General features: G+C 54.9%; 14 protein-coding genes. 6 read left to right on the top strand and 8 right to left on the bottom strand.

Annotated features, from left to right (window positions below):
• Positions 1 to 39: 39 nt before the first annotated feature.
• The 4 genes from DBR37_RS06950 to DBR37_RS17250 all read right to left on the bottom strand — a co-directional run bounded on the left by DBR37_RS06950 (position 40) and on the right by DBR37_RS17250 (position 3,151).
• Positions 40 to 1,089, bottom strand: coding sequence for a glycosyltransferase family 1 protein (locus DBR37_RS06950; protein ID WP_124573726.1), 1,050 nt, complete (start codon positions 1,087 to 1,089; stop codon positions 40 to 42).
• Entirely contained in the window at positions 1,071 to 1,931 is an 861-nt protein-coding gene (locus DBR37_RS06945; RefSeq protein ID WP_124573725.1) for a UDP-2,3-diacylglucosamine diphosphatase, read from the bottom strand. Before DBR37_RS06945 ends, DBR37_RS06950 begins: the two co-directional genes overlap by 19 nt.
• A complete protein-coding gene (locus DBR37_RS06940) occupies positions 1,928 to 2,695 on the bottom strand; it encodes a GNAT family N-acetyltransferase (RefSeq protein WP_124573724.1) in 768 nt (255 codons plus the stop codon). The genes DBR37_RS06945 and DBR37_RS06940 overlap by 4 nt, the downstream gene beginning before the upstream one ends.
• Before the next feature lie 201 nt (positions 2,696 to 2,896).
• Positions 2,897 to 3,151, bottom strand: coding sequence for a hypothetical protein (locus DBR37_RS17250; protein WP_233588331.1), 255 nt, complete (start codon positions 3,149 to 3,151; stop codon positions 2,897 to 2,899).
• Here DBR37_RS17250 and DBR37_RS17355 point away from each other — a divergent pair.
• On the top strand, positions 3,144 to 3,620 hold the full coding sequence (locus DBR37_RS17355; RefSeq protein ID WP_304999915.1) for a hypothetical protein: 477 nt from the start codon (positions 3,144 to 3,146) through the stop codon (positions 3,618 to 3,620). The genes DBR37_RS17250 and DBR37_RS17355 overlap by 8 nt on opposite strands.
• A 175-nt stretch (positions 3,621 to 3,795) precedes the next feature.
• Positions 3,796 to 4,914, top strand: coding sequence for an ABC transporter substrate-binding protein (locus tag DBR37_RS06925; RefSeq protein ID WP_124573723.1), 1,119 nt, complete (start codon positions 3,796 to 3,798; stop codon positions 4,912 to 4,914).
• A gap of 49 nt (positions 4,915 to 4,963) precedes the next feature.
• On the opposite strand, the gene DBR37_RS06920 is transcribed toward DBR37_RS06925, so the two are convergent.
• The 3 genes from DBR37_RS06920 to DBR37_RS06910 form a co-directional block, all read right to left on the bottom strand.
• The gene (locus DBR37_RS06920) at positions 4,964 to 5,563 is read right to left on the bottom strand and encodes a DedA family protein (protein ID WP_124573722.1); all 600 of its coding nucleotides are present in this window, start codon (positions 5,561 to 5,563) and stop codon (positions 4,964 to 4,966) included.
• Positions 5,564 to 5,642: 79 nt separating this feature from the next.
• On the bottom strand, positions 5,643 to 7,097 hold the full coding sequence (locus DBR37_RS06915; protein ID WP_124573721.1) for a Ppx/GppA phosphatase family protein: 1,455 nt from the start codon (positions 7,095 to 7,097) through the stop codon (positions 5,643 to 5,645).
• Between the two features lie 312 nt (positions 7,098 to 7,409).
• A complete protein-coding gene (locus DBR37_RS06910; protein ID WP_124573720.1) occupies positions 7,410 to 8,660 on the bottom strand; it encodes an Hsp70 family protein in 1,251 nt (416 codons plus the stop codon).
• A gap of 261 nt (positions 8,661 to 8,921) precedes the next feature.
• Here DBR37_RS06910 and DBR37_RS06905 point away from each other — a divergent pair, with 261 nt between their 5' ends.
• The 4 genes from DBR37_RS06905 to DBR37_RS06895 all read left to right on the top strand — a co-directional run bounded on the left by DBR37_RS06905 (position 8,922) and on the right by DBR37_RS06895 (position 12,707).
• Complete coding sequence (locus tag DBR37_RS06905) at positions 8,922 to 9,251, top strand: putative quinol monooxygenase (RefSeq protein WP_124573719.1); 330 nt, start codon at positions 8,922 to 8,924, stop codon at positions 9,249 to 9,251.
• 73 nt (positions 9,252 to 9,324) lie between these two features.
• Positions 9,325 to 9,495 carry a hypothetical protein gene (locus DBR37_RS17145; protein WP_158610235.1) on the top strand — a complete coding sequence of 57 codons (171 nt, stop codon included), beginning with the start codon at positions 9,325 to 9,327 and terminating at the stop codon, positions 9,493 to 9,495.
• Positions 9,496 to 9,581: 86 nt separating this feature from the next.
• Complete coding sequence (locus tag DBR37_RS06900) at positions 9,582 to 10,448, top strand: MBL fold metallo-hydrolase (protein ID WP_124573718.1); 867 nt, start codon at positions 9,582 to 9,584, stop codon at positions 10,446 to 10,448.
• A 177-nt stretch (positions 10,449 to 10,625) separates the two neighbouring features.
• Positions 10,626 to 12,707, top strand: coding sequence for a bifunctional diguanylate cyclase/phosphodiesterase (locus DBR37_RS06895; protein WP_233588301.1), 2,082 nt, complete (start codon positions 10,626 to 10,628; stop codon positions 12,705 to 12,707).
• A 37-nt stretch (positions 12,708 to 12,744) separates the two neighbouring features.
• On the opposite strand, the gene rpiA is transcribed toward DBR37_RS06895, so the two are convergent.
• Positions 12,745 to 13,416 carry a ribose-5-phosphate isomerase RpiA gene (gene rpiA / locus DBR37_RS06890; RefSeq protein ID WP_124573716.1) on the bottom strand — a complete coding sequence of 224 codons (672 nt, stop codon included), beginning with the start codon at positions 13,414 to 13,416 and terminating at the stop codon, positions 12,745 to 12,747.
• Positions 13,417 to 13,427: the final 11 nt, after the last annotated feature.

The following is a 13,427-nucleotide window of genomic DNA, read 5'->3' as shown; positions in this document are numbered from 1 at the left end:
GCGAGTAGCGGCTGCACGCCGCGCACTCGCATGGCAACATCAAACGCTAGGCTTGGGTGCGGTGCGCGGCACCATAGGGATGTGGTCGGTTTTGCGTACCGGATGCAAATGCGTGAGGAATTGCTGAGTCGCGGCGTTCCATGAGTAATGCAACGCATGCTCACGCACCACTGAACGTTTCAGGTTCAGTGCGTCGAAGCAGGCGCGCATCAGGTCTTCATGCAATACACCTGATTTGCCTTGTGCCACCACATCTATCGGCCCTTCGACCGGATAGGCAGCCACCGGCACGCCACAAGCCATTGCTTCGATCAGTACCAGGCCGAAAGTATCGGTACGGCTGGGGAATACAAATACATCGGCGCAGCTGTAGTAAGCCGGCAATGCATCATGCGGCTTGGCACCGAGGAAATGCACTTCCGGGTACTTCTTCTCCAGTTCTTCGCGCATGGGGCCATCACCGATCACCCACTTCGCGCCGGGCAAATCCATTTGCAGGAAAGCTTCGATATTTTTTTCCACCGCAATGCGACCGACGTACAAGTACAGCGGTCGTTCTTGTGTCACTTCTTCACGCTGGCCCGGGCGGAAGTAATCGGTATCCACACCGCGGCTCCACTGCACGACATTCTTGAAGCCGCTTTTTTCCAGCGCATCCTGCATGCGCGGCGTCGGCACCATAACGGCCTTCGCTGGTTTATGGAACCACTTCAGCCAGCGATAGGTCAATGCCAGCGGCAAATGGAAACGTGCGCGCAGGTATTCAGGGAAACGGGTGTGATATGCGGTAGTGAAATCCAGCCCACGGTTGATACAAAAGCGGCGTGCCGCCAGACCCATAGGGCCTTCGGTTGCGATGTGGATGCAATCCGGATCAAAGTCTTCCAGTGCCGCCGCAACCTTGGCATACGGCTTGTAGGCCAGACGTATCTCCGGATAAGTCGGGCAGGAATAGCTACGCATGTTTTCCGGCGTCACCATCAGCACCGCGTGACCGTTGGCGCGCAATTGCTTACGCGTCGCTTTCAGTGTGTTGACCACACCATTGACTTGCGGCTCCCAGGCATCGGTTACGATGGCGATACGCATAATTCTTCACCTTTTTCATGTTTTGCTGCCTTGTGCGACATGACGATTTCCTGCCAGGTCACCAGACGCAAGGCACCGGACGCGTCCTCCACCAAAGCAGACAGACTTTCGACCCAGTCACCATCATTGCAATATGTAATGCCGTCGATATCGCGGATCTCCGGTTTGTGGATATGGCCGCAGATCACGCCATCCAGTCCACGACGCTTGGCTTCAGCCGCCAGCGCGTTTTCAAATGAAGAGATATAGCTGACGGCGTTCTTCACTTTCAGCTTCAGGTACTGCGACAGCGACCAGTACGGCAAACCGGCACGGGCGCGCCAGCTGTTGAACCATTGATTGAATTTGAGGATGACGGTGTACAGGTTGTCACCCACATAGGCGAGCCATTTGGCACAGGCAATCACGCCGTCAAAACGGTCACCGTGCAGCACCAGCATGCGCTTGCCCTGTGCCGTCGTGTGTATGAGTTCATCACGGATACGGATGCCGCCAAAATCCAAATCTATGAACTGGCGCACCGCTTCATCGTGATTACCGGGTACGAAGATCACTTCGGTACCCTTCTTGGCCTTTTTCAGGACCGTCTGTACTACGTCGTTATGCGCTTGTTCCCAGTACCAGCGGCGTTTGAGTTGCCAGCCGTCGATGATGTCACCGACCAGGTAGAGGGTGTCCGATTCCGTTTTACGCAGGAATTCCAGCAGGCGCTGCGCCTGGCAACCAGTCGTTCCCAGGTGCAGGTCTGAAATCCAGATTGTCCGGAAGCGAACTGGCTCGCGCTTCGCGCCAACTTCCGCACCGATGAAATCAGTCGTCAAAAATTGGTCGCGTGGCTTCATGCTGGTTGCGCCTCTTTCAGGTAGTGACGTGCGTAACGGGCGTCGAGCTTAGCCAGTGGCAACATCATGAACAGGTCTGCACTGTGGAAGTCAGGATCCCAGGCCGGGTTGCCACAGACCCAGGCACCGCTGCGCAGGTAGCCCTTAATCAGGGGTGGCACCACCGCAACATGTCCAGGCTCGCGCTCGGCGATAGGGAAAGGCAAATGTGGTGTGACGCGATATTCGGCTGGTGCCAGGTTGTTTTCTGCCAGCGAGTGATACAGCGCGGCCGCATTGTGACCGCCATCAGCCAGGCTGACGCTGGCACAACCGATCAGGTATTCGCATTTTTCTTTCTTCATGAAAGCGGCCAGGCCAGCCCACAGCAGCATGATGACGCCACCGCTGCGGTAGTCCGGATGGATGCATGCACGTCCGGCTTCAGCAATGCTGTTGCGCAGGTTATTCAGGCGGCTCAGGTCAAATTCCTGCTCGGAGTAGAACTGCCCCATCTTGCGCGCAGCTTGCGGGCTCATGACGCGGTAGGTGCCGACCACTTTCAGTGTTTCCGAATCGCGTACGATCAGGTGATCGCAGTACGCATCAAATTCATCCTTATCGAGTCTCTCTTCGTTCTTCAGTGAAGACAGTCCCATAGACTCGATAAAAACTTTGTAACGCAAACGCTGTACTTCACGTACTTCCTTTTGCGTGCTGGCAAGGCTCAGCGTCAGCTTGGGAGAAGCAAGATTGGTATCGGCAGAAGCATTCAGTAATCGCATGTGTCGTCCTTTGTATTGTGACGAACGAAGCGTAACTGTTGATTACTTCAGCAAAATGACAGGAGCATGTCATTTTCATGACACGACAACACTCGAAAACGTGCGTGCGCGCCATAATAAAAACCGGCGCATGGCACCGGTTTTTATTTGCCCTGAAACAACAGGCGAGCAACTTCCTGCGTAGCGCAGGAAGTCTGATACTTACTTGGATTTTTTCGGGCGACCAGCCTTGAGTGGCGACAATGCCGCGATCACCGTATTGAGCTTCTTCATGTCCATGTCTTTGATCAGGGCGACGCCGGCACGCAGCAATTCGCTTTTCTTGACCGCAACACCGGCTTTCAGGAAGGCTTTTTTTACTTCGCTCAAGACCTGATATTCGATTTCCGGCATGGTGAAGCTATCGCGTACCAGCTTGGCTTTCTTGCCCTTCACTTCTGCAACTGGTTTGGCCAATACCGGCGCTGCTGGTTTGGTAGCCGGTTTGGTAGCTGGTTTAGCTGCAGGCTTCACCGCTGGCTTGCTTGCCTTGGTAACGCGCTTGCTTGCTGTTGCCTTAGTTGCTGGCTTAGTTACTGGCTTAGTTACTGGTTTTGCTGCCGGCTTGGTTGTAGCCTTAGTTGCGACTTTGGTTGCAGCTTTCTTTGCAGGTGACTTGGTCGCTGCTGGTTTGGCTGTCACTTTTTTTGCTGGCGCTTTGGCCGCAGGTTTGGCAGCAGCTTTTTTAGTGACGGCTTTTTTGGCTGCCGGCGCTTTGCTTGCTACTGCTTTTTTTGCCGCCGCTTTCTTCGCTGGCGCTTTTTTAGCAGCCGGAGCTTTCTTTGCTGCAGGTGCTTTTTTCGCTGGTGCTGGCGCAGCTACGGGCGCTTCTGGTTTCACTTCCACCTTGACTTCTGTTTCGTTCGACACAGGCTTCTCCTTGTAATTAATAGTATAAATAATATATATAGTTTATTCTTTTTTTGCAAGAAAATACGCATAAACACTGCGCCAGCGGGCAAAAGAGTGTATGAAGACTGCGCTGCAACAGGCGCAAATTCATCAAGGCGTCACAATTCAAAACCAGAATTGCGGTCAAATACGCTCACTCCATTCCAAACATGAACCTGCTCCGGTTTTTCGCAATCGCCTCCACCTCCTTCCTGCTTGCAAGCACCGCCGCCGCGGAGGAGCCCAATACCATCGTCGTCGGACAGGCGATCGATCTGTCCAGCCAGAATGCCTCAGTAGGCCGCGACTACGTAGCGGGGATTAAAACCTATTTTGATGCATTGAATGCTGCCGGCGGCGTCAACGGCAAGCGCATTCGTTACGTCGTACGTGATGACCAGGCCCAGCCTGCGGTGGCGGCAAAAGCAGTGACCGAACTGATAGAGCGCGACCAGATTGACTTCCTGCTCGGCGGTGTCGGCGACAGTACCGCGCAGGCGGTGCTGAATGCGCCTGCCTTTAAACGCAGCAATCTGCTGCTGTTTGCCCCCTTGGTCGATACAGTCGAGCTCAATAGCAACCGCGTGCTGTTCTGGCGCCCCAGCTACCTGCAGGAAGTGCGCCACATCCTGTCGCACTTCAGCCAGTTGGGCATGAAAGATGTCGGCATCGCTTACCAGGACACGCCGTGGGCACAGCAGGCTTTCCGCAACCTTTCAGCAGAATTGCGTGGTCGTGGCGTGAAATTGAACGGCGCGGCCAGACTGGGTAATAACGAAACACTGAACGCGCAGGAAGCCACGCGCCTGGCGGGCAGCAAACCCGGCTTTGTCATCGTCATCGCAGATACCATCAGCACCGCCCTCTTCCTGAAGGAATTCCGTCGCACCGCAGCACAAACCTTTGTCGCCGGTACCTCATTGATCAATCTGGAGACCCTGCGCGAACTGGCAGGCGCACGCGCCGTAGAATGGACGGTCTTTTCACAGGTAGTACCGAATCCGAATACCGGCCGATCCTCGATCCAGCTCGAACATTTGAACATGATGAAGAAGTATCGCGACGAACCGCCGTCATCTCTGACGCTGGAAGGTTTTACCGTGGCCAAAACCCTGATTCGGGCGATCCAAAGAAGCAAGCGCAGCAATCAAGCCGCGCTGCAGGATTTGCTGAACCAGGATGTGAATATCGATCTGGGCGGTCTGTCTGTCACGGCGTCGCCCAACAGCAAGCACTTGTCCGGCTATCTGGACATTGCCCTGTTCAAAAAGAACGGCCTGGTGTTTTAAGGCATGGCTGATTGCAGCAGCCTGCAACTGCAATCAGCTTCCGCGGCGTTCAGCCGTGCGGCTTGAAGCGGATGAAACGATAGATGTACACGGCGATCACTGTGTAGACGACTGCTTTTGAGACCGGATCAACATAGTGCTGCACGACTTCATACTGCGATTGCAGCAGGTAGCCGGTCAGTGCCAGCAAGCAAGTCCAGATCAGGGAACCGATAGTCGAGTACAGTAAAAACGGCAGCATAGGCATTTTCACGCCGCCTGCCGGCACCGAAATCAGTGTCCGTATCGCCGGAATCAGGCGACCGAAAAACACCGCGGCTGCCTCATGTCGCTCAAACCAGGCCGATGCCTTATCGATATCTCCCGGCGACACCGTCAGCCAGCGCCCATATCTGGCGGCCAGCCGCTTCAGTCTATCCTTACCGAATAAGGCACCCGCGTAATACCAGGGCAAGGCACCGACCACCGATCCGGCGGTACCAGCCAGTATCACCAGGATGATATTCAGCTCACCACGCGCAGCGACAAAGCCTGCCAGCGGCATGATGAGTTCGGAGGGGATGGGAGGAAAGACATTCTCTGCCAGCATCAGCAAGAAAATACCGAGATAGCCGCCTTGCGACACGATATCGACAATACTATGGAACAAACCCGTCTCCTGAAGATGATCAAAACGGGCCATGCTAAACCGTCAGGCTTGCCTGGACAAGCACTGACGGCAAATTACCTTAGTTAGTCAGCTTGACGTAAAAGTCGATGCCGACTTCACTCCAGCATTCTTTCTCTTTATCTATCCAGTAGGCAACGGTCGGATGCTGGGTCACCCACTCCTTGCGGATTTCCAGCTCTATGCCTTTTTTCATACGCAGGCGTATGTCGTCCGTCGCGACGTCTATGCGCGCATGCATGAACATCAGCGCCAGCCGCAATGCGACTACCGCCTTCGCAAAGTTGCTATCACTGAGCTGGTCCGCCACTTTGCGCAAATTACCTTTTTGCGCCAGCACCAGATCGCTCATCACACGTTGCTCACGCGTGGTAAAGCCCGGCAAATCAGCGTTCTCCACCATGTAGGCGGCATGTTTGTGATAGCCGCTATGCGACACGACCAGGCCGACTTCATGCAGCAGGCCGCTCCAGAACAGGAGTTTGGTATAGGTTTCGTCGTTCGGCTTGAGCAAACCCAGGAAAGCACTGGCAATTTGTGCGGCCTTTTCGGCACGCTTCTCATCCACCTTGAAGCGCTGCAGGAAGTCACGTGCAGACTGTTCGCGCCGGTCACGCTTGGTAGCGCGCAAATGCAAGTCCCACAGCACCCCCATGCGCAAACCGGCTTCTATCGGCGTTACCACCTTGATGCTGAACTCTTGCATCAATGCAGTCAGGATAGCGAGGCCACTGGTGATGCTGGCAGCGCGATCAGCTTTCATGCCGACCAGGTCGATATTGCCGGCATGACCGAACTGGATCAGGCGCTTGCGTAGCGCTTCCAGGCTCTTCAGTGACATCAGGCCATCCCCCAGGCCATTCTTGCTGATGGCGTCGGCAATCGCACGCATGGTGCCGGATGAACCGTAAGCGTTACTCCACAACTCAGGCTTGTACAAAGGCACAGCATCTTCGAAGCGCGAACGCGCCGACAGCACGGCGGCATCGAAGGACTCCGCATTAATCACACCGTTCGGAAAAAAATTCAGACTTTGCGGCACGGTGCCGACACTGAAGGATTCTACCTGTTCAATCTTCGGCCCTTTGCCAAGGATTACCTCGGTGGAGCCGCCGCCGATATCCAGCACCAGGCGACGTTCATTCTGCGACAGTGTGCTGGCCACACCCATATAAATCAGGCGGCCTTCCTCTTCACCGGAGATGATTTCTATCGGATAGCCGATTGCCGCTTCCGCTGCCGGCAGAAAGACGGCTGAATTCCTGGCGATACGTATCGTATTCGTCGCGACAACGCGCACCGCACTCAGCGGGAAAGTACTCAATATGGAATTGAAGCGCGCCAATGACTCAATCGCGCTTTCCATTGCTTTCGCAGTCAGGTTGCCCTTGCTGTCCAGACCGGCACCCAGACGTATAGGATCGCGCGCACTCTTGATGATGCGCATGGTGTCGCCATCATGTCGCCCTATATGCAGGCGAAAACTATTCGAACCGAGGTCTACCGCTGCAAACATTCCATCCTCTCAATCACGCCCCTGCTTTATCTGTATTACGCCTGTATTTTATATATCGAACGACTGACGCAAAGCTTGCGATTCCAGCTTGCAATGCCGCGCGAAAAGTTCGTGACGATAAGCTCGCATTGTTACCGCATGATGACAATTCCAAAGAGCAAGAACAGCCTCATTACGTAGCGCCGCCGCGCATATAAAAAAATTGCGCATCATAGATGCGCAAATCATTTATACCATTTTCAAATACGAATCGCCAATGAAGATTTGGCGGTATCCGCAAATCTTTTTATCGTGTGTGGTTCACGCGTGCTATCAGCCGAATTTTCTGACCGCATCCAGCGCGAGTCCGGCGCCGATACTGCCGAACAGATCACCCTCTACGCGGCGCGCATCCGGCAACAGCGAGCTAATTTTTTCGCGCAACAGCTGGACGCCGCTGGAACCACCTGTGAACACCACGGTATCGACATCTGCCGCAGCAATGCCGGCGTCGCTCAGCAAATTGGCGACTGTGCTTTCCACCGAGCCCACCATCCGGGCGATGGACTCATCAAACTCATTACGGCGCAAAGTCAGTGTCGTGCTCGGTGCAATACGATCCAGCACCAGCTCGGTTTCCATCTGCGACGACAAGGCAATTTTGCCCTCTTCCGCCTTCAGCGCCAGCCAGTGACCGGAGCGGTTTTCTATCAGGTGCAGCAGGCTGTCCAGCTTGGGCTTGTCGCGTGCATCACGATAGATATCCTTGATCTGCAGCCAGGTCTTCTGCGAGTAGGCCAGATTGATGGTGTGCCAGGTCGCCAGGTTGAAGTAGTAGCTGGATGGCACTTCAGTATCGTTGTTCAGGCGGCTGCCCAAACCCAGCAAAGGCATGATGCTGCTCAGACTCAGGTATTTATCGAAATCCGTACCACCGATATGCACACCTCCGGTGGCGAGGATGTCGTCGCGTCGATCAACCTTTTTCGCCCGTTCCGGCGACAGCCGCACCAGCGAGAAGTCGGAGGTACCACCACCGATATCAGCGATCAGCACCAGCTCTTCCTTGTCTATCTGCGACTCATAGTCGAAGGCGGCAGCAATCGGCTCGTACTGAAAATCGATATCCTTGAAACCGACCGACTGTGCGATTTCATACAAGGTATCTTCCGCCAGGATATCGGCCTCTTCATTGCCATCGACAAAATAGACCGGACGCCCCATGACCACACTCGTAAACTCGCGACCGGCAGCTTTCTCCGCCCGGTCCTTCAGCTCAGCGATAAATTGCGTCAGCAAGGCACGGAAAGGCAAGGCCTTGCCCATGACCTCGGTCTGGTCGTCGATCAGGCTGGTACCGAGCAGGCTCTTGAGCGAGCGCATCAGACGCCCTTCGTAACCTTGCAGGTAATTTGCCAGCGCTGCGCGGCCGTAGTAAACCTGCTCTTCGTCTGCGTTAAAGAAAACAACGGACGGCAAGGTGACCTTGCCATCTTCCAGTTGCAATAGTGCCGACTGGCCGGGACGGCTCCAGCCGACTGTCGAATTCGACGTCCCAAAATCGACGCCGCATGCGTTTGCCATGGAAAAAACCTGTGAAAATGAAATGGGTCACGATGATAAGTCATAGACCGCGGCAAGTGTTTATTTTCTCGCCCGCCCCGCATCAGCCGATGTTGTCATACACTTATCAGTATTCTTCTATATGCCCGCGCATATTCACGCTGGCTAAATGAGGATTACAATTAATTGCCGTTCTTTCATTGCCTGCAATGAAAAAGTTGTCAGCAACTGTTGTCAGCACCACATGGGTACCCCGATCGCTATCGATAAAGGAGACACATTATGGTTAACCTCGGATTGCAAGTCCGCCTGGAAGCAAAACCTGGCAAGGAAAAAGAACTGGAAGAATTCCTGCGTGCGCAACTGCCGTACGCCCTGGGTGAGCCAGCCACCGTGGCCTGGTTTGCCGTCAAACTGAATGCCGGCACCTTCCTTATCTTCGATGCCTTCGAAAACGAGACTGGGCGGCAAGCACACATCGACGGCGCCATCGCCGCCGCGCTGGGAGAAGTTGCCGCACAATTGCTGGCCAAACCGCCAGTCATAGAAAAACTCACCGTGCTGGCGGCCAAACTGCCGGGCAGCGGCGAAGTGCCGGATTCGCTGGGCTAAGTGTTGCACGGCAAGCGCAAGCAACTAGCCGTTTGCGTCGCTGCGTCGTAAAATACCGGCTTACGGAGGATTTATGAATACGAGTTGGGGTAGCGAAGAGGATATGGAAATCGATGACGAGTTTGTCGCCGACATCGAACATCTGATCCCATCCAGACAGCGCAACAGCGGCGACATCGGGACACTGGACTTCTACGACCGGCAAGACCGCATGGCCCGGGAAATCGCCGACAAGCCACGCTGATACAAGTAACGGGTGCCACGCGCACCCGTTTTTCTGTCTGCATGCCCCTGCCTTCATCGTTCGTCACCCCTTGCGAGGAAACGCCCATGTCGCCTGTCGTACAAGCCTTCTTCGACACAGAAACCGGTACCGTCAGTTACGTCATTCATGAAACAGGCGCTGCAGAGTGCGCCATCATCGACTCCGTCCTCGATTACGACCCAAAATCCGGCCATACCAGCACCGCCTCAGCAGACAAAATCATCCGGTTCGTCCGGCAACAAGGCCTGAATGTCGAATGGATACTGGAAACCCACGCCCACGCCGATCACCTGTCCGCCGCCCCGTATCTGAAGCAACAGCTGGGTGGCCGCATCGCCATCGGCCGCATGATTACCAAGGTGCAACGCGTCTTTGACGACATCTTTAATCTTGAAGATGCATTCAAATTCGATGGTTCGCAATTTGACTACTTATTCGACGAAGACGAGGTATTCCAAATCGGCAAGCTACAGGCGCAGGCCTTGTACGTGCCGGGTCACACGCCAGCAGATATGGCTTATCACGTAGGCGATGCGATTTTTGTCGGCGATACCCTCTTCATGCCGGATGCCGGCACCGCACGCTGCGATTTTCCCGGCGGGGATGCCCACACCATGTATCGCTCGGTGCAAAAGATCCTGCGCTTTCCCGACCAGACACGCTTGTTCATGTGTCATGACTATCCACCCAATGCACGCGCACCGGCATGGGAAACCACCGTCGCGCAGCAACGCACCAAGAACATCCACATCCGCACCGGTATCAGTGCAGACGAATTCGTCGCCATGCGTACCGCGCGCGATAAAACCCTGGGTATGCCGACATTGATCCTGCCCGCCATCCAGGTCAACATCCGCGCTGGCAACCTGCCGCCAGCCGACAACAACGGCATACGCTACCTTAAAATTCCACTCAACACCCTGCCGGGATAAGCGTATTCTGAGGTAGCATATTGCACCATTACAGTGCTGCCAGAAGTCGCTTTTGATGGCATCGATATTGCTACATGGAAATGTAGGCATTAGCCTGAGCGATACGCTGCCGCGACCGGATGTCGGAAGCGTAAGTATTTGTGATTTTAGATACCCTGTACCAACATGTTGCTCTCCATGCCATCCCATCCTGCTGACCCGACACTGCAAGCCCGCTTGCTCAGTACATTGTTGGCCAACCTGGAAGGCATGGTCTATCGTTGCCGGCTCGACGCCCACTGGACCATGGAATTCGTCAGCGAAGGCTGCTTCGCGCTGACCGGTTATACCGAAGAAGACCTGCTCTTCAACAGTCGTATCTCGTACGAACAAATTACCCACCCTGACGACCGCCAACACGTGCGCGACACGATACTGAAGGCCGTGCAGAACAACCGTCGCTTCGATATCGAATACCGCATCGTACGGGCCGACGGCAGCGTCCGCCATGTATGGGAACGCGGCACCAATATTTCGCACGACACCTGGGACATATTAGAAGGCTTTATCCAGGACATCACCGAACGCAAACAGGCCGATGAAGCCTTGCGCGAAGCGGAGCGTCGCTATCGCAGCATCTTTGAAAATGCGATAGAAGGGATTTACCAATCGACGCCGAATAACGGTTATCTCGCTGTCAACCCGGCACTCGCCCGTATGTACGGCTACGATAGTCCGCAGCAACTGATTTCCACGCTGCGCGACATCGATCATCAGGTTTATGTCGATCCGCAGCGTCGCCTCGAATTCAAGCGCCTGATGACCAAACATGGCGTGGTCACCAATTTCGAATCGCGCGTGTACCGCCGTAACGGCGAAATCATCTGGATTTCGGAGAACGCCCGTTCGGTCTACAACAGTGACGGTGCGCTACTGTTTTTTGAAGGCACCGTTGAAGCCATTACGGAACGCAAATTACATGAAGCAGAAATCCAGTTCCAGGCCACGCATGACGCCTTAACCGGATTACCCAACCGCACCCTGCTCTACGATCGCATGCAGCAGGCGGTCCTGCATTCTGAACGTTACGACAACCTGACGGCGATTGCCTTCCTCGACCTGGATCAATTCAAATTCATCAATGACAGTCTCGGACATCAGGTCGGTGATGAGCTACTCAAAATCACGGCGCAACGCCTCACCTCCTGTCTGCGCGAGAGTGACACCGTGGCACGTCAGGGTGGCGATGAATTCGTACTGCTGCTGACCGACCAGCCGAACGAAGAAGCGATCACCCACACCATGCAGCGCGTGCTGCATGAGGTATCGCAACCGTGGAAAGCGAACGACCTGGAGTTCCAGATCACCTGCAGCATCGGTGTGACGCTATGCCCGGATGATGGCCGCGATGCCGAAACACTGCTGAAAAATGCGGATTCCGCGATGTACAAGGCGAAAGAACTGGGACGCAACAACTTCCAGTACTTCTCGGCAGAAATGAACACCTCGGTCACCGACCGTCTGGAATTGCTGAATCGCCTGCGCCAGGCAATTAGCAACGAAGATTTCGTCCTGCATTACCAACCGAAAGTCTGCCTTGCCAGCCATCGCATCATCGGTGCCGAAGCGCTGGTGCGCTGGAACAGCGCGCATTCAGGCATGGTGTCACCCGCCAGCTTCATTCCGCTGGCAGAAGAAACCGGCCTCATCATTCCACTCGGTGAATGGGTCTTGCGCACCGCCTGCCGTCAGAACCGCGCATGGCAAGACGCCGGTTATCCGCCGATACCGATTTCAGTCAATCTGTCGCCGCGCCAACTGGCACGCGGCGATATCGTTGAAGTCGTTGAACGCATCCTGGATGAAACCGGTTTGCAGGCGCAGTACCTGGAGCTCGAAATCACCGAAAGCGTGATGACGACCGACGTGGAAAAATCATTTGCGCTGCTGACCCGCTTACGCGCGCTCGGCGTCAAAATCTCACTGGATGATTTCGGCACGGGCTACTCCAGCCTGAGCTACCTGAAACGCTTCCCGGTCGATACACTAAAGATAGATCAATCCTTCGTGCGCGACATCGCCACCGACCAGGACAGTGCGGCGATTGTGAAGGCAATTATTTCACTCGGAAGAAATCTGAATCTGACCGTGCTGGCCGAGGGTATAGAAACCGAAGATCAGTTCCGCTTCCTGCTGGAGAACGGCTGCGATGAGGGTCAGGGCTATTTGATGAGCAAGCCAATACCGAATAAAAACTTTGTGGATTTGCTGACGCAGTAGCCTGTTGCGGGCTACTGCTGGCTGCAAGATAAGACGCTTAGAAGTTCAAACGTTTGACGCCATCGACGGTGCCGAGCAAACCGATATTCGCACCACGGCGCGCAAACAAACCCACTGTCACAACACCAACGATATCGTTGATCTGCGCTTCCAGCACCGCCGGATCCTGGATTTGCAAACCGAGTACATCGATGATGTAACAGCCGTTATCAGTCACCATCGGCTTGCCGTCTTTCACGCGCAAACGTGGCTCACCGCCGAGTGCTGCCAGCTTGCGTGCCACTACGGCCTGCGCCATCGGTATCACTTCTACCGGCAACGGGAAGGCGCCCAGCTTATCAACCAGCTTGGAGCCGTCAGCGATACAGACGAATTGTTTGGCGACCGAAGCCACGATCTTTTCACGCGTCAACGCCGCGCCGCCACCTTTGATCATTGCGCCTTGTGCGGTAATTTCATCCGCGCCGTCGATATACACCGACATCGTATCGATATCATTCAGGTCGAACACGGTAATACCGTGGCTGCGCAAACGCTCAGCGGTCGCTTCGGACGACGCTACCGCGCCCTTGATGCGCTCCTTGATCTTGCCCAATTCATCAATGAAGAAATTGGCGGTGGAACCGGTACCGACGCCGATGATTTCACCCGTCACTACGTAATCGATGGCAGCACGCGCCACCGCTTGTTTCATTTCGTCTTGAGTCATGAGCTATGCAA

The organism is Herminiimonas sp. KBW02, assembly GCF_003852535.1.
Taxonomy (GTDB): Bacteria; Pseudomonadota; Gammaproteobacteria; order Burkholderiales; family Burkholderiaceae_D; genus Oxalicibacterium.
Note: the sequence above shows the minus strand (reverse complement) of the source record. Positions and strands in the feature narration are given on the sequence as shown.

Bases quoted from the DNA above. Each gene is read 5' to 3' on its own strand.
- DBR37_RS06900 (WP_124573718.1), top strand. From the start codon at position 9,582: ATGTCGCCTGTCGTACAAGCCTTCTTCGACACAGAAACCGGTACCGTC.
- DBR37_RS06950 (WP_124573726.1), bottom strand. From the start codon at position 1,089: ATGCGTATCGCCATCGTAACCGATGCCTGGGAGCCGCAAGTCAATGGT.
- DBR37_RS17145 (WP_158610235.1), top strand. From the start codon at position 9,325: ATGAATACGAGTTGGGGTAGCGAAGAGGATATGGAAATCGATGACGAG.
- DBR37_RS06905 (WP_124573719.1), top strand. From the start codon at position 8,922: ATGGTTAACCTCGGATTGCAAGTCCGCCTGGAAGCAAAACCTGGCAAG.
- DBR37_RS06940 (WP_124573724.1), bottom strand. From the start codon at position 2,695: ATGCGATTACTGAATGCTTCTGCCGATACCAATCTTGCTTCTCCCAAG.
- DBR37_RS06915 (WP_124573721.1), bottom strand. From the start codon at position 7,097: ATGTTTGCAGCGGTAGACCTCGGTTCGAATAGTTTTCGCCTGCATATA.
- DBR37_RS06945 (WP_124573725.1), bottom strand. From the start codon at position 1,931: ATGAAGCCACGCGACCAATTTTTGACGACTGATTTCATCGGTGCGGAA.
- DBR37_RS06895 (WP_233588301.1), top strand. From the start codon at position 10,626: ATGCCATCCCATCCTGCTGACCCGACACTGCAAGCCCGCTTGCTCAGT.
- DBR37_RS06910 (WP_124573720.1), bottom strand. From the start codon at position 8,660: ATGGCAAACGCATGCGGCGTCGATTTTGGGACGTCGAATTCGACAGTC.
- rpiA (WP_124573716.1), bottom strand. From the start codon at position 13,416: ATGACTCAAGACGAAATGAAACAAGCGGTGGCGCGTGCTGCCATCGAT.
- DBR37_RS06925 (WP_124573723.1), top strand. From the start codon at position 3,796: ATGAACCTGCTCCGGTTTTTCGCAATCGCCTCCACCTCCTTCCTGCTT.